21 protein-coding genes and 1 tRNA gene are annotated in these 25,642 nt (G+C 73.8%); 12 read left to right on the top strand and 10 right to left on the bottom strand.

The window, feature by feature from the left end:
- Nucleotides 1-84 precede the first annotated feature (84 nt).
- Entirely contained in the window at nt 85-1,674 is a 1,590-nt protein-coding gene (gene serA, locus FHR78_RS03085; RefSeq protein ID WP_166759022.1) for a phosphoglycerate dehydrogenase, read from the top strand.
- An 84-nt stretch (nt 1,675-1,758) separates the two neighbouring features.
- Here serA and FHR78_RS03080 read toward each other — a convergent pair whose 3' ends face one another.
- Nucleotides 1,759-2,394, bottom strand: a complete 636-nt coding sequence (locus FHR78_RS03080; protein ID WP_166759021.1) for an MBL fold metallo-hydrolase — start codon at nt 2,392-2,394, stop codon at nt 1,759-1,761.
- Nucleotides 2,395-2,572: 178 nt separating this feature from the next.
- Here FHR78_RS03080 and FHR78_RS03075 point away from each other — a divergent pair.
- Nucleotides 2,573-2,648 (top strand) — tRNA-Glu (locus FHR78_RS03075).
- A gap of 143 nt (nt 2,649-2,791) precedes the next feature.
- Here FHR78_RS03075 and FHR78_RS03070 read toward each other — a convergent pair.
- The 7 genes from FHR78_RS03070 to FHR78_RS03040 all read right to left on the bottom strand — a co-directional run bounded on the left by FHR78_RS03070 (nt 2,792) and on the right by FHR78_RS03040 (nt 11,672).
- Nucleotides 2,792-3,775, bottom strand: a complete 984-nt coding sequence (locus FHR78_RS03070; protein ID WP_166759020.1) for a carbohydrate ABC transporter permease — start codon at nt 3,773-3,775, stop codon at nt 2,792-2,794.
- Nucleotides 3,772-4,911: a carbohydrate ABC transporter permease gene (locus FHR78_RS03065; protein ID WP_166759019.1), complete on the bottom strand. Its 1,140-nt coding sequence runs from the start codon at nt 4,909-4,911 to the stop codon at nt 3,772-3,774. Before FHR78_RS03065 ends, FHR78_RS03070 begins: the two co-directional genes overlap by 4 nt.
- 133 nt (nt 4,912-5,044) lie before the next feature.
- The gene (locus tag FHR78_RS03060; RefSeq protein WP_166759018.1) at nt 5,045-6,403 is read right to left on the bottom strand and encodes an ABC transporter substrate-binding protein; all 1,359 of its coding nucleotides are present in this window, start codon (nt 6,401-6,403) and stop codon (nt 5,045-5,047) included.
- Between the two features lie 134 nt (nt 6,404-6,537).
- The gene (locus FHR78_RS03055; protein WP_166759017.1) at nt 6,538-7,572 is read right to left on the bottom strand and encodes a LacI family DNA-binding transcriptional regulator; all 1,035 of its coding nucleotides are present in this window, start codon (nt 7,570-7,572) and stop codon (nt 6,538-6,540) included.
- A 153-nt stretch (nt 7,573-7,725) separates the two neighbouring features.
- Entirely contained in the window at nt 7,726-8,373 is a 648-nt protein-coding gene (locus tag FHR78_RS03050; RefSeq protein ID WP_166759016.1) for an alpha-ketoglutarate-dependent dioxygenase AlkB, read from the bottom strand.
- 48 nt (nt 8,374-8,421) lie between these two features.
- Entirely contained in the window at nt 8,422-10,053 is a 1,632-nt protein-coding gene (locus FHR78_RS03045; RefSeq protein ID WP_166759015.1) for a hypothetical protein, read from the bottom strand.
- Nucleotides 10,050-11,672: a PQQ-binding-like beta-propeller repeat protein gene (locus FHR78_RS03040; RefSeq protein WP_166759014.1), complete on the bottom strand. Its 1,623-nt coding sequence runs from the start codon at nt 11,670-11,672 to the stop codon at nt 10,050-10,052. Before FHR78_RS03040 ends, FHR78_RS03045 begins: the two co-directional genes overlap by 4 nt.
- 326 nt (nt 11,673-11,998) lie before the next feature.
- Between FHR78_RS03040 and leuC the strand changes: the two genes are divergently transcribed.
- The 6 genes from leuC (at nt 11,999) to FHR78_RS03010 (ending at nt 18,598) form a co-directional block, all read left to right on the top strand.
- A complete protein-coding gene (gene leuC / locus FHR78_RS03035) occupies nt 11,999-13,498 on the top strand; it encodes a 3-isopropylmalate dehydratase large subunit (RefSeq protein ID WP_166759013.1) in 1,500 nt (499 codons plus the stop codon).
- Nucleotides 13,498-14,094, top strand: coding sequence for a 3-isopropylmalate dehydratase small subunit (gene leuD / locus FHR78_RS03030; protein ID WP_166759012.1), 597 nt, complete (start codon nt 13,498-13,500; stop codon nt 14,092-14,094). Before leuC ends, leuD begins: the two co-directional genes overlap by 1 nt.
- Entirely contained in the window at nt 14,094-15,461 is a 1,368-nt protein-coding gene (gene murA / locus FHR78_RS03025) for a UDP-N-acetylglucosamine 1-carboxyvinyltransferase (protein WP_166759011.1), read from the top strand. The genes leuD and murA overlap by 1 nt, the downstream gene beginning before the upstream one ends.
- 7 nt (nt 15,462-15,468) lie before the next feature.
- Entirely contained in the window at nt 15,469-16,275 is an 807-nt protein-coding gene (locus FHR78_RS03020; RefSeq protein ID WP_347878026.1) for a lysophospholipid acyltransferase family protein, read from the top strand.
- Between the two features lie 101 nt (nt 16,276-16,376).
- The gene (locus FHR78_RS03015) at nt 16,377-17,390 is read left to right on the top strand and encodes an NAD(P)H-dependent glycerol-3-phosphate dehydrogenase (RefSeq protein ID WP_166759678.1); all 1,014 of its coding nucleotides are present in this window, start codon (nt 16,377-16,379) and stop codon (nt 17,388-17,390) included.
- 92 nt (nt 17,391-17,482) lie between these two features.
- Nucleotides 17,483-18,598 (top strand): D-alanine--D-alanine ligase family protein, encoded by a 1,116-nt coding sequence (locus tag FHR78_RS03010; protein ID WP_166759010.1) that lies wholly within the window; start codon nt 17,483-17,485, stop codon nt 18,596-18,598.
- A 15-nt stretch (nt 18,599-18,613) separates the two neighbouring features.
- Here the strand turns inward: FHR78_RS03010 and FHR78_RS03005 are convergent, their stop codons facing one another.
- Nucleotides 18,614-19,156 (bottom strand): DUF3515 domain-containing protein, encoded by a 543-nt coding sequence (locus FHR78_RS03005; RefSeq protein ID WP_166759009.1) that lies wholly within the window; start codon nt 19,154-19,156, stop codon nt 18,614-18,616.
- Between the two features lie 24 nt (nt 19,157-19,180).
- Here FHR78_RS03005 and thiL point away from each other — a divergent pair, with 24 nt between their 5' ends.
- Nucleotides 19,181-20,224 carry a thiamine-phosphate kinase gene (thiL, locus tag FHR78_RS03000; RefSeq protein WP_166759008.1) on the top strand — a complete coding sequence of 348 codons (1,044 nt, stop codon included), beginning with the start codon at nt 19,181-19,183 and terminating at the stop codon, nt 20,222-20,224.
- Nucleotides 20,225-20,261: 37 nt separating this feature from the next.
- Here the strand turns inward: thiL and rsmD are convergent, their stop codons facing one another.
- The gene (gene rsmD, locus FHR78_RS02995) at nt 20,262-20,831 is read right to left on the bottom strand and encodes a 16S rRNA (guanine(966)-N(2))-methyltransferase RsmD (protein WP_347878025.1); all 570 of its coding nucleotides are present in this window, start codon (nt 20,829-20,831) and stop codon (nt 20,262-20,264) included.
- A gap of 131 nt (nt 20,832-20,962) precedes the next feature.
- On the opposite strand from rsmD, the gene FHR78_RS02990 reads away from it, so the two are divergent.
- The 3 genes from FHR78_RS02990 (at nt 20,963) to coaD (ending at nt 25,557) form a co-directional block, all read left to right on the top strand.
- A complete protein-coding gene (locus FHR78_RS02990; RefSeq protein WP_166759006.1) occupies nt 20,963-22,669 on the top strand; it encodes an acyl-CoA dehydrogenase family protein in 1,707 nt (568 codons plus the stop codon).
- Between the two features lie 47 nt (nt 22,670-22,716).
- Complete coding sequence (locus FHR78_RS02985; protein ID WP_347878024.1) at nt 22,717-24,945, top strand: ATP-dependent DNA helicase RecG; 2,229 nt, start codon at nt 22,717-22,719, stop codon at nt 24,943-24,945.
- 129 nt (nt 24,946-25,074) lie between these two features.
- The gene (coaD, locus tag FHR78_RS02980) at nt 25,075-25,557 is read left to right on the top strand and encodes a pantetheine-phosphate adenylyltransferase (RefSeq protein ID WP_166759005.1); all 483 of its coding nucleotides are present in this window, start codon (nt 25,075-25,077) and stop codon (nt 25,555-25,557) included.
- The last annotated feature ends 85 nt before the right edge of the window (nt 25,558-25,642 follow it).

Below are 25,642 nucleotides of genomic sequence, written 5' to 3'. Positions count from 1 at the left end.
CACGAGTCGATAGAGTGCACAGCAGCCGCGCCCACGGCGCGTCGCGGCGCCCACCCCGACCTCTCTCGTTAGGACATCGTCTCCGTGGCCAAGCCCGTCGTGCTGATCGCAGAAGAACTCTCACCCGCCACCGTCGAGGCCCTGGGCCCCGACTTCGACGTCCGTTCGGTGGACGGCACCGACCGGCCCGCCCTCCTGACGGCCCTCGCGGAGGCCGACGCGGTGCTCGTGCGCTCGGCCACGCAGGTCGACGCCGAGGCCATCGCCGCGGCTCCCGGCCTCAAGGTGATCGCGCGCGCGGGCGTCGGGCTCGACAACGTCGACATCAAGGCGGCGACGACGGCGGGCGTGATGGTCGTCAACGCGCCCACCTCGAACATCATCTCGGCGGCCGAGCTCACGGTCGGCCACATCCTCAGCCTCGCGCGGCACATCCCGGCGGCGCACTCCGCCCTGTCGCAGGGGCAGTGGAAGCGCTCGAAGTACACGGGCGTCGAGCTGTTCGAGAAGACGGTCGGCATCGTGGGCCTCGGCCGCATCGGCGCGCTCATCACGGCACGCCTGCAGGCCTTCGGGGTGAACGTGGTCGCCTACGACCCCTACGTCACCCCGGCGCGCGCCCAGCAGCTCGGCGTCACGCTGCTCTCGCTCGACGAGCTGCTCGCGACGGCCGACTTCGTCACGATCCACATGCCGAAGACCCCGGAGACGACGGGCATGATCGGCCTCGCGCAGATGAAGGCCATGAAGCCGACGGCCTACGTCGTGAACGTGGCCCGGGGCGGCCTCGTCGACGAGGCCGACCTCTACACGGCGCTCACCACGGGCGAGATCGCCGGTGCGGGCCTCGACGTGTTCGTCTCCGAGCCCCCGGTCGACCTGGCGCTGCTCGGCCTCGAGAACGTCGTGGTCACGCCGCACCTGGGCGCCTCGACCGACGAGGCACAGGAGAAGGCGGGCGTCTCGGTCGCGCGGTCCGTGCGCCTGGCGCTCGGCGGCGAGCTCGTGCCCGACGCGGTCAACGTCGCCGGCGGGGTCATCGACCCCTACGTGCGACCCGGCATCCCCCTGCTCGAGAAGATCGGGCAGGTCTTCGCGGGCCTGGCCGACTCGCCCCTCACCAGCGTCGACGTCGAGGTGCGCGGCGACCTGGTCGAGCACGACGTCAGCGTCCTCAAGCTCGCGGCGCTCAAGGGCATCTTCACGAACATCGTCAGCGAGTCGGTCAGCTACGTGAACGCGCCGCTTCTCGCCGAGCAGCGCGGCATCACCGTGCGGCTCCTCACCGACCCGACGAGCGAGGAGTACCGCAACGTCCTCACCGTGCGCGGGTCGCTGGCCGACGGCGGCCAGATCTCGGTCTCCGGCACCCTGACGGGCACGAAGCAGGTCGAGAAGATCGTCGAGATCAACGGCTACGACGTCGAGGTGCCCATCGCGGCCCACCACCTCGTCATGGTCTACGGCGACCGCCCCGGCATCGTCGCCGTCTACGGCAAGGAGTTCGGCGACGCGGGCATCAACATCGCCGGCATGCAGATCGCCCGCCGCAGCGCGGGCGGGCAGGCGCTGAGCGTGCTCACGATCGACAGCCCCGCGCCCGACGAGCTGCTCGAGAAGGTGCGCACCGCCATCGACGCCGAGCTGCTGCGCGAGATCGACGTCACGCTGTAGGCGCCGCGAGACGCCACGACGCCCCGACATCGGACCTTGGGACCGGCGCCGGGGCGTCGTGCTGCGTGCGGGGGAGGGGCGGCCCTAGATCTCGATCGACTCGTGCGCCGCGAGCTGCACGGCGTCGCCGCCGGCGGCCTGCGCGCTCGCCTTCATCCGGTCGAAGTGCATGCCGAGGCCGGCTCCCGACAGCGTCTGCTCGTGGGTGGGGAACGCCAGGGAGGGCGCCACGGCCGCGACGTAGTCGATGACCTCGCCCACCTTGAGCCAGGGCGCCCCCACGGGCGCCGCGAGGGTCGTCACGGGCACGCCGGGGACCGTGAACTGGTCGCCCGGGTAGAACAGGCTGCCGTCCACCATCACGCCGACGTTGTCGACGACGGGGATGCTCTCGTGGATCACCGCGTGCCGGGTGCCGTGGAACGACAGGGCGAACGGCCCCGCCTGGACGGCGTCGCCGTCGGTGACGACGTGGAACTCGTGGCCGTCCGCCGCGTCCGCGACGCCCTGGGGGCCGTAGAAGACCGCGTCCGGGTTCGTGTCGCGCAGGTGGCCGAGCTGGTCGGGCGTCCAGTGGTCCGCGTGCTCGTGGGTGACGACGACGGCGTCGACGGCGTGGAGGTCCACGAGGGGGCTCGTGAACGAGCCCGGGTCGACGACGAGCTTGCGGCCGTCCTTCTCGACGACGAGGCAGGCGTGTTCCAGTTTCGTGAGGCGCATGGGGCCGACTGTACGCCCGCGGGGGCGCTCGTCGGCGGCCGGGCGGGGCGCGTCGGGCCCGGGGGCCCGGGGCCCCGGGGCGGTGCGGAGGCACCCGCGCGGCCCGCCGCGACACGCGGGGCGGGCTCGATTTGTGACCGGCTCGACAGCTGTGGCATACTCGACGAGTTGCAAATACGGCCCCATCGTATAGCGGCCTAGTACGTCGCCCTCTCACGGCGGTAACACGGGTTCGAATCCCGTTGGGGTCACCAGCACCGAACGACACCGCCCGGCACTCGCCGGGCGGTTTCGTCGTTCCGGGGGAGCGCCCGTTCCGCGACCTCGTCGACGCGCGGACGAGAGCGGCCCCGGCGACGTCGTCCAGACGTCGCCGGGGCCGGCCCGGCACCGGGCCTCAGCCCTTGGTCGCCCCCGCGAGCAGGCCGCGCACGAAGAAGCGCTGCAGGGCGAAGAACACGATCAGCGGCACGATGATCGAGATGAACGCGCCGGCCGTGAGCAGCTCCCACGACTGGCCGTACGACCCAGAGAGGTCCTGCAGCGCCTTGGTGATCGGCAGCCCCTGCCCCGAGGTGAAGACGGTCGCCACGAGCAGGTCGTTCCACACCCAGAGGAACTGGAAGATGCCGAAGGAGGCGATGGCCGGCATCGACAGCGGCAGCACGATGCGGAAGAACACCTGTCCGTGTCCCGCGCCGTCCATGCGCGCCGCCTCGATCACCTCCGCGGGGATCTCGGAGATGAAGTTGTGCAGCATGAAGATCGCCAGCGGCAGGGCGAAGATCGTGTGCGCGATCCAGACCTTGGCGAACGACCCGTCGAGCCCGTTCACGCCGAGTCCCGGCAGGATGTACAGCCCGCCGACGCGCAGCCCGTCCGAGAAGAGGCGGAGGAGGGGCACGAGGGCCATCTGGATCGGCACGATCTGCAGGGCGAAGACCAGCACGAACATCGTGTTGCGGCCCTTGAAGTCGATCCAGGCGAACGCGTACGCGGCGAGGCTCGCGATGGTGATGGGGATCAGCGCCGCGGGCAGCGTGATCACCAGCGAGTTGAGGAACGCCTTGCCGAGGGTGAGGCTGTCGCCCGAGTTCAGCGCGTTCACGTAGTTGTCCAGCGTGAAGCCCGGGTTCGCGAAGACCGTCCACCACCCGGTCGTCTTGATGTCGTTCGCGGGGCGGAACGACGAGATGAACAGGCCCGCCGTGGGCAGGGTCCAGACGACCGCGATGACGAGGGCCGCGATGGTCGCGCCCCGGCTCGTGGTGCCGCGCCTGAGCTTGCCGCTCGAGTGCTCGATCCGGGCCGCGCCGCGCTTGAGCTGACGCTCGGCGCCCGACGAGACCGGGACCGCGATGGGGGTCGGGGTGGCGGTCATCGGATCTCCCTCTGCTTCTGGATCTGGCGGGCGTTGTAGATGACGATCGGCAGCACGAGGACGAACAGGATGACGGCGAGCGCCGAGCTGTAGCCGGTCCGGCTGCCGAGCTGGAACTGGCGCACCATCTCGAAGGCGAGGATCGTCGTGTCGTTCCGGCCGCCGGTCATCGCCGAGACGATGTCGTAGACCTTGAGCGACGCGATCGAGATCGTCGTGAGAACGACGATGATCGTGGTGCGGATGCCGGGCACGGTGATGTGGCGGAACGCCTGGAAGCCGTTCGTGCCGTCGAGCGAGGCCGCCTCGAGCTGCTCGGCGGGGACGCCCTTGATGGCGGCGGAGAGCACGGTCATGGCGAAGCCCGCCTGGGTCCAGATGAGCACGACCACGAGCAGCAGCGTGTTCCACGGCTCGAGTCCGAGCCAGTCGACGGGCTGTCCGCCGAAGGCCACGAGCACTCCGTTCAGCAGGCCGATCTGGTCGCCCTGGCGGATGTCGTAGAAGAACTTGAAGATGATCGACGCGCCGACGAACGAGATCGCCATCGGCATGAAGACGAGCAGCTTGAGGAACTTCTCGCCGCGGCTCTTGTCGATGAAGACCGCGTAGGCGAGGCCGATGGCCGTGGCGGTGATCGGCGCGAGCAGCACCCAGACCAGGGTGTTGCCGAAGGCGGTGAGGCCGTCCGGGCTGGTGAAGACCCAGACGAAGTTGTCGAGGCCGGCGAAGCCCGACCCGTCGTTCTTCATGAACGCCTGCCCGGCGGTCGTGATCGTCGGGTAGATCAGGCCGATCAGCAGGAAGAACACCGCGGGGGCCATGAACGCGATGAGCTGCAGCGAGTAGCCCGCGCCCCGCTTCGACCGGTAGTCGAGCAGGAACAGCGCCCCGCCGAGGACGGCGGCGATCGCGGCGACCCAGATGACGGAGTTGTACAGGCCGAAGGCGAGCAGCACCACGACGGGCACGACGACGCAGACCGCGAGCCGGAGGACCGTGTACAGCCGGCCACGGCGAGGGGCGAACTCGACGAAGACCAGCACGACGCCGACCAGGGCCGCGAAGGCGAGCAGGATCAGGGGGATCTGGGCCAGGGGCGGGATGCCCGCCAACCACTGGAAGAAACTGGACATCGCTGTCCCTTTCACGTTCAGGTGCAGGGGGAGGTGCGGCTGCGGGCGCGCCGGACCGAGGCCGGGGCGGACGGCCGGGGAGGCGTGAGGGGCCGCCGCCGACGGCGACGGCCCCTCACGATCGGGTCTGCGGCTAGCTGGTGTAGCCGGCCTGGATCTCCTCCAGGACGGAGTCGGTGTCCGTCCCGTCGATCCAGTCGACCATGCCCTTCCAGAAGCTGTCCGAGCCGACCGACTTGGGCATCAGGTCCGAGCCGTCGAAGCGGAACGTCGTGTCGGAGCCCTGCAGGATCTCGACGGCGCTCTTCAGCAGGTCGCTGCCGGCGTTCTCGGGGTCGAGGCCCTTGTTGGCGCTGATGACGCCGCCGAGCGAGACGCGGCTGTTGGCCCAGTCGGCGCTGGCGAGGTACGCCTGCACCTTCGCGGTGTCGTCGTCGTTCGAGAACGCGGCGACGAACTCGCCGCCTCCGGTGACGGCCGCGGGGTCGCCCTCCTCCATCGGCGGGGTGAGGAACGCCCAGACGTCGCCGTCCTCGGCGACCGTGGCGGGCTGGCCGTCCGCGTTGTTCGCGGCGGTCAGGAAGCCCTCGAAGAACGAGGCCTGGTGCGTCAGCGCGCAGCTGCCGTTCGCGACGTTCGTCGCGACGTCGCCGAAGGCCGTCGAGTTGATCGACTTCACGTCGCCGTAGCCGGCGTTGACCATCGACGGGTCCTGGAGGATCGTGCCGACCGAGTCGAAGGCGGCCTTCACGTCGGGGTCGGTGAACTCGGTGTCGCCCGCCACCCACGAGTCGTAGGCGTCGGGGCCGGCGCCGCGCAGCACGAGGTCCTCGATCCAGTCCGTGCCGGGCCAGCCCGAGGCCTCGCCCGAGTTGAAGCCGGCGCACCACGGGGCCGTGCCGGTCTTCTCCTGGATGGTCTTCGAGACCTCGACGAGCTCGTCGTAGGTCTTCGGGATCTCGACGCCCCACTCCGCGAACTTCGCGGGGGAGTACCAGATGTAGCCCTTGACGCTGGCCATCAGGGGGGCGCCGTACTGGGTGCCGTCGACCTGGCCGTACTTCTGCCAGTCCTCCGACCACCCCTCCTTGACGTTGGCGAGGGCGTCGGCGGGGAGCTCCTGCACCTTGCCGGACGCGACCGTGTCGGCCAGCAGGCCGGGCTGCGGGAAGATCGCGAGGTCGGGGGTGTCGCCGCCCTGGACCTTGATGCCGATCTGCTTCTCGAACTCCTTGTCGCCCGTGTACTTGATGTCGATGTCGTTCTGCTTCTCCCAGTCGGCCCAGGACTCCTCGAGCAGGGTCGCCTCGTCGCCGTTGATGGTGCCGTAGACGTTGACGACGCCGTCGGCCGTGCCGACCGATCCGCCGGAGCCGCCGCCCGCGTTCGGGTCGTTCGGGTCCGCGGTGCCGGAGCAGCCGACCATCAGGAAGCTCGAGGCCGCCAGGATCGCCAGGGGGCCCGTGAATCTGCGGTGCAGGGATGCTCGCATGGTGTTCTCCTCATCGAGTTGCGACGCACGTGGCCTGCTCGTGCTGCCGAGCCCGGCCACTGCAACGCCCGTCATCGTCGACGCGCGTCGACGATGAGTGTCACACAGGCACAGGGGCCGCGCAACAACCCGTGCTAGCGGCGCGCCGTGGTCGACACGGCGGCCGCGGAGCTGCCGCGCACCACGAGCTGAGGGGCGACGAGGAGGTGCGGTGCGTCGTGTCGGAGCCCCTCCAGCCGGTCGACCAGGTGGTCCACGGCCGCGGAGGCGAGCTCCACGCCGGGAGGCGACACCGTCGTCAGGGGCGGGGAGGTCATGTCCGCGGCGAGGTCGCCGATGCTCAGGGCGACCACCGAGACGTCCCGGGGCACGGCGCACCCGGCCAGGGCGGCGCCCTGTACGAACCCCGCCAGGGCGGTCTCGTTGAAGGCGACCACCGCCGTGGGCCGGGACGACGAGGCCCAGAACGAGTCGAAGGCCCGGCGGCCGCCCGCGACCGTGACGACCGCCTCGTGCACGTCGAGGGCGAGCCCCTGCTCGGCCGCGGCCCCGTGCAGGGCGCGGTACGCCCGGGCGAGCGGCCCCGAGCCCCGCTCCCGCGGCCCGACGCGCTGGCTGAGGAAGAAGGCGCGCCGGTGCCCGAGGTCGACGAGGTGCCCGACCGCGAGCCGGCCGAGCGCCTCGTAGTCGGCGTCGACGAACCAGAGGCCGTCCACGTCGTCCGGCCGCCCGATGTTCGTGAACGGGACCCGCGCCTCCGTCAGCACCGGCACCCGGTCGTCGACGGCGGTCAGCTCCATCAGCACCACCCCGTCGACCAGCCCCTCGCTGACCAGGCTCGCGAGCCCCTCGACGTCGTCGACCGGGGTCGACCAGAGCAGGAGGTGGTAGCCGCGTTCCCGGGCCCGGTCGGTGGCCGCGGCCACGTACTCGTACTCCGAGGAGGTCACGCCGCGGCTGCCCGACGGGTAGTGCAGGGCGAGGATCCCGCCCCGCGAGCCGGCCAGGCCGCGGGCGAAGGCGTTGGGCGTGTAGTTCAGCTCGGCCATGGCCGCCTCGACCCGACGCCGGGTCGCGACGGAGATCGTGCGGCGCCCGCTGATGGCGTACGAGACGGTGCTCGACGAGACGCCCGCGAGGCGCGCCACGTCGTCGCGGGTCGCTGCCATGCTCGTCCACCTCGTCGTCGGTCGTGCGCACAGCATACGAGCGCAGGCCGCGTCAGACGACGCGCGTCGTACAGGAGACGTCCTAGGCGGGCCACACCGGTCGCAGCGTCCGTCTGGCTCAGACCGATGTGCCCCGCTGCGGCCGTGGGCGGCCTACGCGGGCCACACCGGTCTGAACTGCACCGAGATGCGCGGGCCGACGGCCTTGCGGGTCTTGGCGATGGCGTGCTCGTGGGTGCGCTGGCAGCTGCCGCCCATGACGAGCAGGTCGCCGTGGCCGAGGGGGAACCGCTGCACCCGGCCCGTGCGCCGCGACCGGACGGCCAGCGTGCGCGGGGCGCCCAGCGAGAGGATGCCCACCATCGTGTCGCGGTCGACGGTGCGCCCGACCCGGTCGCCGTGCCAGGCGATGCTGTCGTCGCCGGTGCGGTAGAAGCACAGCCCCGCGCGGCGGAACAACTGCTCGTCGGGCGCGCCGCGGCGGGTGGAGTACCAGCGGTTCAGCTCGTCGCGCGCCGTGCCGAGCACGGAGTCGGGCAGCAGGTCGTGCTCGCCGTACGACGACACGAGCCGCGGCACCTCGACGACCCGGTCGTACATGGTGCGGCGGTCGGCCTGCCAGGGCACCTCGGTGACGAGCCGCTCGAACAGGGCGTCGCTGCCGGTGGCCCAGCCCGGCACGACGTCGAGCCAGGCGCCGTCGTCGAGCGGCAGGTGCTGCACCGCCCCGTCGAGGGGCCGCAGCTCGGTGCCCGCGTCGTCGAGCCCGTCGAAGAGGGAGGCGGTGAACGTGGTGCTCATGCTCCCGAGCCTAGCCCACGGATCGAACACGTGTTCGAACGACGGTGGTCAGCCGGTCGCGGCCACGACGTCGGGCGGGGGAGGCCCGGTCAGCTCGTGCGCCACTCCGTCGACGTCGACGTCGACGAGCACCCCGCCCCAGAACGACACCTGCAGCCGGCCCGCGTAGACCCACAGCCGGTCGCCGGAGGAGCGGTCGAACGCCACCACGGTCGAGCGGCCTCCCGAGCTGCCGTAGGCGAGGGCGTAGCCGACCGTGCGCCCGGTCGCGACCGGCACGGCCCCGCGCGGCAGCCGGGCCACGGCGGTGGCCGCCCCGTCCTCGCCGTCGAGCACCCGCAGCGTCGTGGTCCCGTCGTCGCCCGCCGACCCGGAGGCGAAGACGGCCTCGTCGGTCTGCCCGGGCAGCCCGTCGACCCCGACGGCCCCCAGCCCCGTCCGGGTCCAGCGCGTGGCCCCGGTGCGCCAGTCGACGCAGCTCACCCGGTCGTCCGCCGCGTCGGTCACGGCGAGGCACGAGCGGGCGGCGCTCGCCGCCCCGCGCACCGACGGGTCCGAGACCCAGCGGGTGCGCCCCTCGTGGTCGACGGCCGTGAACCCGCCCGCCCGTCCGGTCGTCGAGACGATCAGGTCGTCGTGGACGACCGGCGCCGCGAGGGCGTCGAGCCGCGCGCCCCAGGCGCGCGCCCGGCCCGTGCCCGGGTCGACCTGGAGCGTGCCCTCGGGGGTCGACACGAGCGCCCGGTCGGGCAGGGCCAGGACCACGCCCGTGGTGGTGCCGGCGCCGCGCCAGCTGACCTGTCCGAGGTCGTCGGCCGCGCGCACCTCCCACCGCCACGCCCCGCCCGCGGACGGCTGCCGACCGGTGAGGACGACCTGCCCCTCCGCCTGGAACTGCTCGGCGTCGGTGGTCGTCCAGGGGGCCGACGCGTCGACGACGGCGCCCGTCGCGGGGTCGAGGGCGACGAGCCGAGCCCGCCCGCCCCCGGCGGCGCGCAGCAGCACGCGCTCGGGCGCGCCGCCGTCGTCCACGACCGAGGCCGACGCGACCTCCGCCCCGTCGAGGTCGTCGAGCCCGTCGAGGTCGTCCCGTACGTCGTGCACCCACACCATGCGTCCGTCCCGGGTGTCGAGCAGGCCGATCCGGGAGCCCACCGACCGGGTGTCGCTGCCGCAGCCCGCGTCGTTGGCGAAGCCGTACGTCCAGGCCGCCGCGGCGCGCACGAGCACGAGCCCGTCGTCGCCGACGGGCCGCGACGGGAACCGCAGGCAGAGCGCGGGGGCGCCGGGGGCGAGCGCGCCGGCGAGGTCGGCGGTCCAGCCGGAGGCGGTGGGCGCCTCCCGCAGGTCGACCGTCCCCGCGCCCTGCCAGGGCGACAGGCCGCCGTAGACCGGCTGGCCGGGTGCGAGGGCCCCGGCGACGAGCGCGGCGACGGCGAGCAGCGCGAGGTAGCCGACGCCGAGGCGGCGGCCGGGGGAGAGCCGTCGCCACCGGCGAGCGACGCGCCCCGGGACCGCGCGCGACGCCGCAGGCGAGGCGGGCTCGTCCGGGTGCCCGGCCCGCGCCTCCTCGGGGGCCCGCCCCTCGCGGGGGACGCCCGACGGCGGCGTGGCCGGTCGCTCCCACACGATCGAGGCGCCGGGGCGTGCAGGCAGCCAGCGGTCGTCGGGCGCGGTCACGAGGTCCTCCCGACGCGGGTGCGGTCGACGAGCCGGGAGGCGGCGGCGCGGTCGTCGACGACGACGAGCGACCCGGCCCAGAACGACACGCTGCCGGTGGAGGCGGTGGTCCAGAGGCGGCGTCCGCTCGACGCGTCGTAGGCGGTCACCGCGTGCGGCAGGGTGCCGGAGTCGTCGGTCTCGACGTAGACCGCGGTGCGCGAGGCGGCCACGACCTCGTCGGACGAGCCGAGCGGCACGGCGAGGCGACGCGTGCCGTCCGCGGCGTCGAGGGCGGTCAGCTCGGGGCCGTCGGCGCGCTGCACCACGACCCAGACGTCGTCGGGCGACTGCCCGGGCACCGCGGCCACGCGCGAGGGGCCGCCGAGGTCACGGCTCCAGCGCGGCAGGCCGTCCCGCGGGTCGAGGCAGGTGGTCGAGGAGGCGTCGGGCGCGACCGCGAGGACGCACCGGTCCGTGACCACCAGGGCCGCCGCCTCGGCGGGCGTCGTCCAGCGGTGCTCGCCGTCGCCGCCCAGGGCCGAGACCGCGGGCGGTCCGCTTCGGGGGCGCTCGACGACGTACAGCGAGGCGTCGCCGGACGGGCCGGCCGCCGCCGTCTGGACCGTCGTGCCGCGCCCGAGGTCGAGCGGCCGGGCGGTGCCCGTGCGGCCGTCGACGAACGACGAGCCGCCGCCCGCCGTCACGACCACGCCCGTGCGCAGCAGCTGGGGCGTGGTGCCGACGTCGGCGCGGCCCTGCCAGACGGGTTCCGTGAGGTCGGCGGCGTCGACGAGCGAGAACCGCCGGGACGCGTCGTCGGAGCCGCCGACCGCCCGCAGCTGGAGGCGTCCGACCGCGGCGACGCTCACGGCGGGCAGGTCACGGCGGCCGCGTGCTACCTCCTCCGAGCTGCCGTCGGCCAGGTCCAGCGCCACCTGGGCGGCGCCTCCCGTGGTCTGCACCTGCACGAGCACGCGGTGCGCGTCGGGGACGACCTGCGTCGCCGGGATCGCGAGGGCGTCCGCGTCGGGGACGTCGGCGGCGAGGTCGTGGACCCACCGGACCCGGCCGGTCGCGGCCTCCACCAGGGCGATGCGGCTGGTGCGCCCGGCGACCGCGGCGCGCCGACAGTCCGGGGCGGATCCCGCGTCGTCGACCTCGAGGTCGACCGAGGTGCCCACCGCGACGAGGCCGTCCGACGCGGCCGAGGGCCAGACGTGCACGCACCGCGGGGGCACGTCGGGGGCGAGGGCGGCGGCGAGGTCGAGGGTCCAGGCGGCCTCCGACGGCGACCGCCGCAGCTCGTCGACCCGCGGGCCCTCCGCGGGGGAGGCGCCGTAGCCGGGCAGCACCGCGAAGCCGGCGACGACGACGAGCGCGGTCGCGGCGGCGAGCACGCCGTACGCCGCGCGCAGCCGGCCGGACGAGGAGGCGGGGGCCCGGAGACGACGACGGGTCGCGCCCTCGGGGCGCCCGGCCGGCCCGACGGGGTCGCCGTCGTCGGCCGCGGTGGGGTCGGAGGCGGGGCCGCCCGGGCGTCCGACGTGAGCAGGGAGCGGCTGGCGCTCGGCGGACGAGTCGCCGCGCCGACCCGCGCCCGGTCGGGCCGGGCTCCACGGTCGGTCGTCTCGCGCCATGCTCGGTCGACCTCCTCGTCGAGGGGCCCCGCGTGCCGCGGGTGCCGTCAGGGTACCCGGCCCCGTGGCGTCCGACCCGGCGGGGGCGGGGCGTCCGGGGGACGCCCGGGTCGCCGCGGGACCGACGTCGTGGACCGGCGTCGTGAGGGTGTTCGGAGCCCGGGGCCGGTCCGTTCGGCAGGGGGGCGCGGGGCGGTCGTCGGGAGCGGGAATGCCGCCTCCCCGAGGGCGTTGCACCCCTCAGCGCGCCGGGCCGGGCCGGGAAGGCGCTGGCGTAGACTTCGACGATCATCCCGACCGAGACACCGCGAGAGAGGGGCGTGCCCGTGGGCAGGACGCTTGCCGAGAAAGTGTGGGACGACCACGTCGTCGTCAAGGGCGAGGACGGCGCCCCCGACCTCCTCTACATCGACCTCCACCTCCTCCACGAGGTCACGAGCCCCCAGGCGTTCGACGGCCTGCGCCAGGCGGGGCGCCCGCTGCGGCGCGTCGACCTGACCATCGCCACCGAAGACCACAACACCCCCACGCTGGCCATCGACAAGCCGATCGCCGACCTGACGAGCCGCACCCAGATCGAGACGCTGCGCCGCAACACGGCCGAGTTCGGCGTCCGCCTGCACCCCCTCGGCGACGCCGAGCAGGGCATCGTGCACGTCGTCGGTCCCCAGCTCGGCCTCACCATGCCGGGCATCACGGTCGTCTGCGGCGACTCGCACACCTCGACGCACGGCGCGTTCGGCGCGATGGCCTTCGGCATCGGCACGAGCGAGGTCGAGCACGTCATGGCGACGCAGACCCTGCCGCTCAAGCCGTTCAAGACGATGGCGGTCACGGTCGAGGGCACGCTGCGGCCCGGCGTCACGGCGAAGGACATCATCCTGGCCGTGATCGCGCAGATCGGCACCGGCGGCGGCCAGGGCTACGTGCTCGAGTACCGCGGCAGCGCGATCCGCGCCCTCTCGATGGAGGGGCGCATGACGATCTGCAACATGTCGATCGAGGCGGGCGCCCGCGCCGGCATGGTCGCCCCCGACCAGACGACGTTCGACTACCTCGAGGGCCGCGACCACGCCCCGACCGGCGCCGACTGGGACGAGGCCGTCGCCTACTGGAAGACCCTCCCCACCGACGACGACGCCGTGTTCGACGCCGAGGTGTTCCTCGACGCCGACGAGCTCGAGCCGTTCGTGACCTGGGGCACGAACCCCGGCCAGGGCGTCTCGCTGAGCGACGCCGTGCCCGACCCCGCGACGGTCTCCGACGCGAACGAGCGGGCCGCCGCCGAGCGCGCCCTCGAGTACATGGCCCTCGAGGCCGGCACGCCGATGAAGCAGATCCCCGTCGACGCCGTGTTCATGGGCTCGTGCACCAACAGCCGCATCGAAGACCTCAGGGCGTTCGCCTCGATCGTCCGGGGCCGCACCAAGGCCGAGGGCGTCCGCGTCATGGTCGTCCCGGGCTCGGCGCGGGTGCGCCTCGAGGCCGAGGCCGAGGGGCTCGACAAGGTCTTCACCGACTTCGGGGCCGAGTGGCGCTTCGCGGGCTGCTCGATGTGCCTCGGCATGAACCCCGACCAGCTCGCCCCCGGCGAACGCTGCGCCTCGACCTCGAACCGCAACTTCGAGGGCCGCCAGGGCAAGGGCGGGCGCACGCACCTCGTGTCGCCCCTCGTCGCCGCGGCCACGGCCGTGCGCGGCACGCTCTCCTCCCCGTGGGATCTCGAGGCCGACGAGGCCGACGGGGGCGCCGCCTCCGCCGAGACCCCGATCTTCGACCAGGTGGCCGGCGAGCTCGCCGACCAGACCGCAGGAGGCGCGCGCTAGTGCAGAAGTTCACCGTCGTCACCGGCGTGGCCGCGCCCCTGAAGCGCTCGAACGTCGACACCGACCAGATCATCCCGGCCGAGTTCCTCAAGCGGGTCACCAAGACCGGCTTCGAGGACGCCCTGTTCTTCTCGGCGCGGCAAGACCCGGACTTCGTGCTGAACCGACCGGAGTACCAGGGCGCCCGCGTGCTCGTGGCCGGCCCCGACTTCGGCACGGGCTCGAGCCGCGAGCACGCGGTCTGGGCCCTGCGCGACTTCGGCTTCGACGTCGTGCTCAGTTCGCGCTTCGGCGACATCTTCCGGGGCAACTCGGGCAAGCAGGGCCTGCTCAGCGCCGTCGTCGCCGAGCAGGACGTCGAGCGCATCTGGGCCGTCGTCGAGGCCAGCCCCGGCATCGAGATCACGGTCGACCTCGAGGCGCAGACCGCCACGGTCGGCGACCTCACGGTCTCGTTCGAGGTCGATGCCTACACTAAGTGGCGCCTCCTCGAAGGACTCGACGACATCGGACTCACTCTCCGCGACGAGGCCGCCATCACAGAATTCGAAACCCGCCGCGCCGCCTGGCGCCCCAAGACATTGCCGGTGAAGTAGTGAACTCCCTCGTCCAAGACGCAGCAGCAGCAGGTGCCCGGGTGGGCCTCACCTCCGACGAGATCGTCATCCGCGGCGGCAAGCCGCTCATCGGCCGCATCGAGGTGCGCGGCGCGAAGAACCTCGCCACCAAGGCGATGGTCGCGTCCCTGCTCGGCGACACCCCGAGCATCCTCCGCGACGTGCCCGACATCAGCGACGTGCAGGTCGTGCGTGGCCTGCTCGAGGTCCACGGCGTCCGCATCACCGACCCGGCGCGCGGCGAGATGATCCTCGACCCCGCCAACGTCGAGTCGGCGCACTTCGCCGAGATCGACGCCCACGCCGGCTCGAGCCGAATCCCGATCCTGTTCTGCGGCCCCCTCCTGCACCGTCTCGGCGAGGCCTTCATCCCCGACCTGGGCGGCTGCCGCATCGGCGACCGGCCGATCGACTTCCACCTCGACGCCCTGCGGGCGTTCGGCGCCGTCGTCGACAAGTCGTACAACGGCATCCACCTCACGGCGCCCGACGGGCTGCGCGGCGCGAACATCGAGCTGCCCTACCCGAGCGTCGGCGCGACCGAGCAGGTGCTGCTCACGGCCGTGCTGGCCGACGGCGTCACCGAGCTCCGCAACGCGGCGATCGAGCCCGAGATCATGGACCTCATCGCCATCCTCCAGAAGATGGGCGCGGTCGTCTCGGTCGAGCCCAACCGCGTGATCTTCATCGAGGGCGTCAAGACCCTTCGCGGCTACCAGCACCGCGCCATCAACGACCGCAACGAGGCCGCGAGCTGGGCCAGCGCCGCGCTCGCCACCAAGGGCGACATCTTCGTCGAGGGCGCCGACCAGAAAGACCTCATGACGTTCCTCAACGTCTTCCGCAAGGTCGGCGGCGACTTCGACGTCCACGAGGACGGCATCCGCTTCTTCCACCCCGGCGGCGAGCTCAAGCCCGTCGTCGTCGAGACCGACGTGCACCCCGGCTTCATGACCGACTGGCAGCAGCCGCTGATCGTCGCCCTGACGCAGGCGCAGGGCACGTCGATCGTGCACGAGACGGTCTACGAGAACCGGTTCCAGTTCACCGAGGCGCTCAACGACATGGGCGCCGACATCACCGTGCACAAGGACGGCCTGCCCGGCCACGACCGCCGCGTCGCCCGTCGCGAGTTCGAGCAGGCGGCCGTGATCAACGGACCGACCGCCCTGCACGGCGCCGACATCCGCGTGCCCGACCTGCGCGGCGGCTTCAGCCACCTCATCGCGGCCCTCACGGCCGAGGGCGAGTCGAAGATCAGCAACGTCGGCATCATCAGCCGCGGCTACGAGCACTTCATCGCGAAGCTGCGCAAGCTGGGCGCCGACTTCGACTTCCAGGGCTGATCGCGACGTGAGCGACGCCTCCTCGCCGACCCCGCCGGCCGGCGGAGTCGACGCGCCCCTCGTCCAGACGTCCCGCCACGTGGGACGGTTCGGCCGCGGCAAGGAGAAGAGCGCCGTGTTCCGCGGCGTGGCCGCCGTCGGCGCCCCGCTCTTCGACCGGCTCGCCCGGATCGAGGTGCGGGGCGGCGAGAAGCTGCCGGCCGAGGGCGCGTTCGTGCTCACGCCGAACCACTACACGAACATCGACCCCGTGGTCGTGGCGCGCCTGATGTGGACGCTGGGGCGCGTGCCGCGGTTCCTCGCCAAGGCGTCGCTGTTCCGGGTGCCCGTCTTCGGGTCGCTCATGCGGGCCATGGGGCACGTCCCCGTCGAGCGCGGCGGGCGCACGCACGCCGGCGACCCGCTGCAGGCCGGTCGGGCGCTCGCGACCAGCGGCGGGGGAGTCGTCATCTACCCCGAGGGCACGCTGACGGGCGACCCCGACCTCTGGCCAATGAAGGGCAAGAGCGGCGCGGTCCGCCTCGCGCTGCAGGCGGGGGTGCCGCTGATCCCCGTCGCCCACTGGGGCAGCCAGCACGTGATGGGGCGCGGGTCGACGAAGCTCAGCCTGTTCCCCCGCAAGCGCATCGTCGCCGCGATCGGCGACCCGGTCGACCTGTCGCCGTGGCGAGGGAGGCACCTCGACCAGGCCGAGTACGCCGCCGCCACCGCCCTCGTCATGCAGCGCATCACCGAGCTGCTGGCCGGGCTCCGCGACGAGCCCGCGCCCGCCGTGCCGTGGGACCCCCAGACGAAGCACCAGAGAGAGGCCTGATCGCCGTGAGCAGTCCCGACGAGCGGGCGGCCGGGAGCCGCGAGGACGCGATCGGCGCGCTGGGGGAGGGCGCCGTCACGACCGAGGCGATCTCCGTCGTCATGCGCAGCGCCGTGCCGCGCACCGTGGCCGTGCTCGGCTCCGGCAGCTGGGGCACCACCTTCGCCAAGGTGCTCGCCGAGGGCGGGGCCGACGTGACCCTCTGGGCGCGGCGGCCCGAGCTCGCGCGCGAGATCACCGAGAGCAAGCGCAACAGCGACTACCTGCCGGGCATCAACCTGCCCCGCACCCTCCGGGCGACCCCCGACGTCGCCGCGGCCCTGCGCGGCGCCGAGCAGGTCTACCTCTCGGTGCCCAGCCAGACGCTCCGCGAGAACCTCGCCGCCGTGCGCGAGCTCGTGCCGGCCGGCGTGCCCGTCGTGAGCCTGATGAAGGGCGTCGAGAAGGCGACCGGGCTGCGGATGAGCCAGGTCATCGAGCAGGAGCTCGACATCGACCCCGACCTGATCGCCGTGGCGTCCGGCCCGAACCTCGCCCTCGAGATCGCGAAGCGGCAGCCGACCGCGGCCGTCGTCTCGTCGCGCAGCCTCGAGACGGCGACGGCGGTCGCCGCGACCGCGACCAACCCGTACTTCCGGTCGTTCGTCAACACCGACGTGATCGGCACCGAGTTCGGCGGCGTGCTCAAGAACCTCATCGCCGTCGCGATCGGGATCGTCGACGGCGTCGGCTACGGCGAGAACACGAAGGCGTCGATCATCACCCGCGGGCTCGCTGAGATGACCTCGTTCGCGGTCTCGTTCGGGGCGAAGGCCGAGACCCTCGCCGGGCTCGCCGGGCTCGGCGACCTCATCGCCACGTGCGAGTCGCCGCTGTCGCGCAACAACACGGCCGGCCGCCTGCTCGGGCAGGGCTACGCCTTCGGCGACGTCGTGCGCCAGATGAACCAGACGGCCGAGGGGCTGGCCTCCGTCGCGCCCATCCTCGAGCTCGCCCGCTCGCGGGGCGTCGACATGCCCATCGTGCAGCAGGTCGCCGAGGTGCTCGCCGGTACGCTCGACCCGCGGAACATCGCACCGCACCTGACCGAGACCGACGAGCCCCAGGGCGAGTAGCGGGCAGGAGGCGCGGTGTCCGTCACGGACGCGACCCGCGCCTCCTGCCCGCTCGTCCGGCGCCGGCGCCGAACCACCCCGGAAGGCCCCCGATGACCACCCAGATCCCCACCTCGGCCGAGAAGCAGACCGTCGTCGTCCTCTTCGGCGGCCGGTCCAGCGAGCACTCGATCAGCTGCGCCACCGCGGGGGGCGTGCTCGCCGCGATCGACCGGGACCGCTTCGACGTGCTGCCCGTCGGCATCACCCGCGACGGGGCCTTCACCCTGCAGCCCGACGACGCGGCGCTCTTCGCCCTCGACGCCGACGCGCTGCCCGAGGTGCGCGACAACGGCACCCGCGTGCGCTGGCCAGAGACCGCCACGAGCCGCGAGCTGAGCGTCGTCGAGCCCGACGGCGGCGTGCGCCTGCTGGGCGAGGTCGACGTCGTGTTCCCGATCCTGCACGGGCGCTTCGGCGAGGACGGCACGGTGCAGGGACTCCTCGAGCTCGTCGGGCTGCCCTACGTCGGCGCGGGGCTGCTGGCCTCGGCCGTCGGCATGGACAAGCACTTCACGAAGACCGTGCTGCGAGAGGCCGGCATCGCGGTGGCGCCGTGGCGCACGGTCCGCCGCGACCGGTGGCAGGCCTCGCCCGACCAGGTGGCGGCGGACGTCGCGCCGCTCGGCTACCCGCTGTTCGTCAAGCCGGCCCGGGCCGGGTCGAGCGTGGGCGTCTCGCGCGTCGACGGCCCCGAGCAGCTCGCCGCGGCGATGGAGACGGGCTTCGCCGAGGACGGCAAGGTGCTCGTCGAGGCCGGGGTCGTCGGCCGCGAGATCGAGTGCGCGGTGCTCGGCGGCCGCGACGGGGGCGCCCCGCGCACCTCGGTCGCGGGCGAGATCGTGCTGAGCGACGAGACCTTCTACGACTTCGAGTCGAAGTACCTCGGCGGTGCCGGGGCCGACCTGCTCTGCCCGGCCCCGCTGTCGGACGACGAGCTGGCCGAGATGCAGCGCCTCGCGGCGCTCGCCTTCCGGTCGATCGACGGCAGCGGCCTGGCCCGGGTCGACTTCTTCCTCACCGACGCCGGCTGGGTCGTCAACGAGGTCAACACGATGCCGGGCTTCACGCCGATCTCGATGTTCCCGGCCTGCTGGCTGGCCAGCGGCCTGAGCTACCCCGAGCTCATCACCGAGCTGATCGAGCTCGGCCTCGCGACCGAGCGCTGAGCGCGCGGGCGCGCGTCAGGACGCGGGCGACTCGGACGGGGAGCCGGTCGGGTCCCCGGTGCTCGGCAGGTCGTCGACGCCGACGCACGCGCGACCGTCCTCCGGCAGGTAGCCGACGGCGTCGGCCAGGTCGAACAGGGCCGTGGTGCCGACGTCCGCGCTGACGACGACCTGGACGGCGGGGGTGCGGCCGTAGGTCGTGAAGGTGAACGCGTCGCCGTCCTGGGGGCCGTCGTCCGACAGCCAGTCGACGCCCTGGACGTTGTTGCACGGCAGGTCGGAGATCGCGGGGGACTCGACCCCGCAGCGCAGCAGCACCGTGGCGGGCGTGCCCCAGGCGCCGGTGGCCTGGGCGTCGGTCTCGCGGCGCTGCTGGGGCGACTGGTCGGGACCGACGGTGTCGGGCAGGTGCACGACGACCTGGGCGCAGGCAGGGTCGTTCGAGGCGTCGGCGGGCTCCATCGGCACGGCGGCGGTGCAGCCCGAGAGGACGGACGCGACGACGACGCCGAGGGCGACGAGGAGGGAGGGGCGCAGGCGGCGGGAGGGGGCGGACATCCCCGCCAGGCTACCGTCGACCCCATGGAACGATCATCCGGGTCTCTCGACGCTGCCGACACCGCAGGGCCCGCGGCCCCTGCCGCCGACACGGTCGCGGCCGTCGGCGAGCTCGCCACCCTCGCGCGCATCCTGCCGCGCCTGCCGCGCGGGCTCGACACGCAGCTCGGCCCGGGCGACGACGCCGCCGTGGTCGCGGCGCCCGACGGCCGGTTCGTCGTGACGACCGACCTCATGGTGCACGGCCCCGACTTCCGTCGGGCCTGGTCGACCCCGCACGACCTCGGATGGAAGGCCGCCGCCTCCAACCTGTCCGACGTCGCCGCCATGGGCGCGCGTCCCACGGCCCTCGTCGTGGCCCTCGCGGTGCCGGGCGACACGCCGGTCGGCGACCTGGAGCGGTTCGCCGACGGCCTCCGCGACGCCTGTGCGGCGATGGCGCCGGGCTGCGGCGTCGTCGGGGGCGACCTCTCGGTCTCGGCCGTCTTCACCGTCGCCGTGACCGCCTTCGGCGACCTCGACGGCCACGCGCCCGTGCGCCGCGACGGCGCGCGACCCGGCGACGTGGTCGCCGTCTCCGGGCCCCTCGGCCGGGCGGCCCGGGGCCTCGACCTGCTCTTCCGGCTCGGCGTCGACCACGACGGCGAGCCCGACGCGGCCCTCGCCCGTGCGGTCCGTGAGCGCGACGCCGACGTCGGCTGGCAGCTGGCGCCGACGCCGCCGATCGCCGACGGCCCGGCGGCGGCCCTCGCCGGCGCGACGGCGATGCTCGACCTGTCCGACGGCCTCGCCCTCGACGCGACCCGCCTGGCCCGCGCCTCCGGGGTCGTCGTCGACCTCGACGCCGCCGCTCTCGGCGACGACCCGCACGCGGCCCTGGCCGGGGGAGAGGACCACTCGCTGCTCGCGACGTTCCCCGCCGGCGCCGACCTGCCGGGGGGCTTCCGGCCGCTCGGCTCGGTGCGCGACGTCGACGGCGGCGAGCCCCGCGTCGCGGTCGACGGCCGTGACCTCGGCGAGCCGGGCGGGTGGGACCCGTACCGCCTCTGGTCCGGCCGACAGGGCTGACCCGGCCCGCGCCTCCTCGGCCCTGCCCGCGCCCCGCTCAGTCGTCGCGGGTCGCGAACCAGACCGTCGTGTCGCCGTACGACCTGCGGGCGTCGAGGGTGACCCCGGCGGGCCAGGCGGGCTCGCCGTCGCGGGAGGCGCGCTCGACGACGACGAGCGCCTGCTCGGCCAGCGCCGGCAGCAGCGCCTCGAGGTCGGCGGCGAGCTCGGCGCCGGTCAGCTCGTAGGGCGGGTCGAAGAAGACGAGGTCGACGGGCCCCGCGCCGCCCGACAGGTACGAGCGCACGGGCTGCACGACGACGTCGACGCGCGGCGCCCGGCCGACGGGCGCCCGCCGGACGACGGCCTCGACGTTCCGGCGGAGCACCTTCGCGGCGGCCGGCCCCTTCTCGACGAGCACGACGGTGGCGGCCCCGCGCGACGCGGCCTCGAGACCCAGCCCGCCGGCGCCCGCGTAGAGATCGAGCACGCGGCGGCCGGCGATCTCGTCTCGGGAGTCGAGCGACGAGAACAGCGCCTCCCGCACCCGGTCGCTCGTCGGACGCGTGCCCGTCTTGGGGACGGCGAGGGTCAGGTTGTCGGCGAAGCCGGAGATGATGCGGGACACGCCCCCATCCTGGCCCATCGACGCGGCCGTTCGAGCAAGTCGACAAGGCCCGGCCGAGGAGGCGCCCGCCCGGTCGTGGGACCCGCACAAGCGAGTTGGCGGCCGGCTCGGCGAGGGGCACGATCACCCCCATGACCAGCGTGGATCGTACTGTCCGGCCCTCCTTCACCAAGTCGCTGTTCGCGGGGCGGATCGCCTCGGAGCTCGTCTTCCCGTTCCCGCACATGTCGGCCGCCGAGGCCGCCAGGGTCGAGACGATCGCCGCGTCGGCCCGCGAGGTCCTCGCCGACTACGACCCGCTGCGGGCCGAGCGCGAGGGCTGGGTGGGCGACGACACGATCCGGGCCCTGGGCGAACGCCGGCTGACCGGCCTGTTCGTCGCCGAGGAGTACGGCGGCCTCGGGCTGGGCCAGAGCGCCTACTGCCGCGTCATGGAGGAGTTCGGCCGGGTCGACGGCACGCTCGCGACGGTGATGGGCGTGCACCAGTCGATCGGCACGAAGCCCCTGCACCTGTTCGGCACCGACGACCAGAAGGCGCGCTGGCTGCCCGACCTCGCGAGCGGGCGCAGGCTGGCCGCGTTCGCCCTGACCGAGCCGAACGTGGGCAGCGACGCGTGGAACCTCGAGACGACGGCCGAGCGCCAGAGCGACGGCAGCTGGGTGCTCAACGGCGAGAAGCGCTGGATCGGCAACGGCGACAAGGACGTCCTCACGGTCTTCGCCCGCAGCGAGCTCGGCCACGTCGCGCTCGTGGTCGAGAAGGGCACCGAGGGCCTGACCACCGGCCCGCGCTTCGAGACCCTCGGCCTGCGGGCCAACGACCTGCAGCGGGTCCACTTCACCGACGTCCGCGTGCCGGCCGAGAACCTGCTCGGCGAGCCCGGCGACGGGTTCCGCATCGCCATGGCCACGCTCAACAACGGCCGCATGTCGATGGGCACCGCGATCGCGGGCGGCATGAAGCAGTTCCTCGCCTGGTCGGTCGAGCACACGGAGGCGCGCCGCCAGTTCGGCAGGCCCCTCGCCGACTTCGAGATGGTCGGCGACAAGCTCGCCTGGATGACGCAGCAGATCTACGGGGTCGAGTCGATGTCGTACATGACCACGGGGTTCGTCGACCGGGGCGACACCGACTTCGCGCTCGAGTCGGCCATGACCAAGGTCGTGGCGAGCGACACCGGCTGGTTCGCCCTCAACCGCGCCGTGCAGCTGCACGGCGGGGAGGCCTTCATGGCGGCCCACCCGCTGTCGAAGGCCCTGCGCGACTTCCGCATCTTCCCGATCTTCGAGGGGGCCAACGACGTGATGCGGGCCTTCGTCGCGCTGAACGGGCTCAAGGCGCTCAGCGAGGAGCTGCCCGACGTGTCGTCCCTGAGCCTCGGCGACCCCGGCCGTGCGATCGGCGTGCTGGCGCCGTACGTGGCGGGCCGCGTGCAGCGCCGGATCGCGCCCGAGCGTCCCGTGGGCGTGCACCCGCAGCTGTCGCGGGCCGCCGCCGAGGTCGGCGAGCAGGTCTCCCGGCTGCGCGAGCGGGCCGAGGGGGCGCTCCGCAAGCACGGCAAGCGGGTGCAGGAGGCGCAGCTGGTGCAGAAGCGCCTGGCCGAGGCGGCTTCCGGCATCTACGCGCAGACGGCCGTCCTCTCGCGTGCCTCGGTCGCCCTCGAGGAGGCGCGGGCCGACTCGGACGCCGAGCGTCACCTGGCCGTCGGGTTCTGCAAGCAGTCCGCCCGTCAGGTCGCGCGGCAGCTCCGGGCCCTCGAGGTCGACGACGACCGGCACGTGACCGCGCTCGCGGCGGCGACCCGCGCCTCCGGCGGGTACTCGTTCCGGCTCTGAGGCCGGGCCCGTCGACCCGTGTCGGGGGCGCGCAGTAGCGTGGTGAGGTGCCCGCGCCCCTGCCCGACCCGTCGCCGCTCGACGCCTCGCTGTCGAGCGCGCTGGGCGGCCGCACGGCGCAGGCGATGCAGAAGGCCTTCGGGCTGCGCACCGTCGGCGACCTGCTGGCCCACTACCCGCGGCGGTACGCCCGACGGGGCGAGCTGACCGCGCTCGACTCGCTGCCGCTGGGCGAGAGCGTCACGATCGTCGCCGAGGTGCTCGACGTGCGCGAGCGCACGATGCGCGCACGCCGGGGGTCGATCCTCGAGGTCCGCATCGGCGACGGCGAGGGCATCCTCACCCTCACCTTCTTCAACCAGGCCTGGCGCGCGCGAGACCTGGTGCCGGGCGCCCGGGGCATCTTCGCCGGCAAGGTGGGCGACTACCGCGGCCTGCGACAGCTGGCCCACCCCGACTACGAGCTGTTCGACGCCTCGCACGAGGCCGTCGCCGGGGTCGGCGACGCCGAGGCGCAGGCCTGGGCCCGGCAGCCGATCCCGATCTACCCGGCCAGCGCCTCCGTCGCCTCGTGGCAGGTGCAGCGCTCGGTCGAGGTCGTGCTCGACACGCTGCCGCCCGTCGACGACCCGGTGCCCGCGTCCGTCCGGTCCGAGCTCGAGCTCGTGCCGCTCCGCGAGGCCCTCGAGCTGGTGCACCGCCCCGAGAAGGACCGCGACCACCTGCGCGGCCGCGACGCCCTGCGCTTCCAGGAGGCCTTCGTGCTGCAGAGCGCCCTGCTGCAGCAGCGGGCCGAGCTGCGCACGACCACGGCGACGGCGCGCACGGCACGGCCCGCGGGGCTGCTCGAGCGCTTCGACGCGGCACTGCCGTTCGCGCGCACGTCCGACCAGGTGCTCGTCGGGTCCGAGATCGACCGCGACCTCGGGGCCGACGTGCCGATGAACCGCCTGGTGCAGGGCGAGGTCGGCTCGGGCAAGACCCTCGTCGCGCTGCGGGCGATGCTGGCCGTCGCCGAGAGCGGCGGGCAGTCGGCGCTGCTGGCCCCGACCGAGGTGCTCGCCGGGCAGCACCTCCGCTCGATCGTGCGCTCGCTGGGGCCCGACCTCGCGGCCGAGCTGCGCCCCGTGCTGCTCACCGGGCAGATGAGCACCGCCGAGCGCCGCCGGGCGACCCTCGCGATCGTCAGCGGCCAGGCGCGGATCGTCGTCGGCACGCACGCCCTGATCAGCGAGGCCGTCGAGTTCTACGACCTCGGCCTGGTCGTCGTCGACGAGCAGCACCGGTTCGGCGTCGAGCAGCGCGAGGCGCTCCGCCGCAAGGGCGCCGCGCCGCCGCACGTGCTCGTGCTCACCGCGACGCCCATCCCGCGCACCGTCGCCATGACGGTCTTCGGCGACCTCGACGTGTCGACGATCACCGAGCTGCCGGCCGGGCGGCAGCCCATCGAGTCGTTCGTGGTGCCGCTCGCCGAGCGGCCCGGCTGGGCCGACCGCATCTGGCAGCGCTCCGCCGAAGAGGTGGCGAAGGGCCGGCAGGTGTTCGTCGTGTGCCCGGCCATCGACGCCGCCAGCGTCGAGCAGGGCGAGGCGACCGCGCCCGCCGACGGTGCGGCGGCCGGCTCCGACGACGCGCCGGAGGGCGCCGCGCCCCACGTCCCCGAGCGCGCCAGCGTCGAGGCCGTCACGGCCCTCGCCCGGTCGCTGCCCGTGCTCGACGGCGTCCGGGTCGAGCCGCTGCACGGCCGCATGCCGTCCGACGAGAAGGACGCGGTGATGCAGCGCTTCGCCCGGGGCGAGATCGACGTGCTCGTCGCGACGACCGTCATCGAGGTCGGGGTCGACGTGCCGAACGCGTCGACGATGGTGGTGCTCGACGCCGACCGCTTCGGCATCTCGCAGCTGCACCAGCTGCGGGGACGGGTCGGCCGGGGCGGGCACCCCGGTCTCTGCCTGCTCGTCACGCACGCGCCGGTCGACTCGCCGGCCCGCGAACGCGTCGACGCCGTCGCCGCGACCCTCGACGGCTTCGAGCTCGCCCAGGTCGACCTCGAGCTGCGACGCGAGGGCGACGTGCTCAGCAGCCTCCAGTCGGGCGGCCGGTCGTCCCTGCGGCTGCTCCGCGTCACGACCGACGGCGACCTCATCGGCACCGCCCGCGAGCACGCCGCCGAGCTGCTCCAGTCCGACCCCTCCCTGGCCGGCCACCCGGCGCTCGCCGCCGCCATCGCCCGGCGCGTCGACGACTCGAGCCGCGACTTCATGGCGGCGGGCTGAGCCGGCCGGTCCCGTCACGCGGCCGGTCCCGGCCGACCCGACCGGCGCCTCCGGGCTCCTCGCGGCACCTGTCTCCGAGTTCGCCGAGGCGTCGCCTGCGGCGGGGCGACGTCGGGCTAGGGTGGCCGGATGAGCAGGATCGCCGTCGTCCCGGGGTCGTTCGACCCGGTCACCCTGGGCCACGTCGACGTCATCGCGCGGGCCGCCGTGATCTTCGACGAGGTGCACGTGCTGGTCGTGCACAACCCCGACAAGTCGGCCCTGCTGCCCCTCCCGCAGCGGGTCGCCCTGCTCGAGAGGTCGCTCCGCGACGCGGGCCTGCCCGACACGGTCTCCGTGCACAGCTGGAGCGTCGGCCTGCTCGTCGACTACTGCACCGAGGTCGGCGCGTCGGTGCTCGTCAAGGGCATCCGGTCGCAGGTCGACGTCGCCTACGAGACCCCCATGGCGATCATGAACCGCAGCCTGGCCGGCGTCGAGACCGTGTTCCTGCTGCCGGACCCGGCACACGCCCACGTCTCGAGCTCGCTCGTGCGCCAGGTTGCCTCGCTCGGCGGCGACGTGCGGCCCTACGTGCCCGCGGCCGTCGCCGACCACCTCGCCACGACCTGACCCCGCCCGCCGGGCCCCCGGCTCCGAACCACGACGACAGACGACGACAGCAGACGATCCCGCACCGCAGCACGGCCCGACCACG

Origin of the sequence: Frigoribacterium faeni (assembly GCF_011761235.1) — a bacterium.
Lineage (GTDB): Bacteria > Actinomycetota > Actinomycetes > Actinomycetales > Microbacteriaceae > Frigoribacterium > Frigoribacterium faeni_A.
This window is presented reverse-complemented; position numbering and strand designations above follow the sequence as displayed.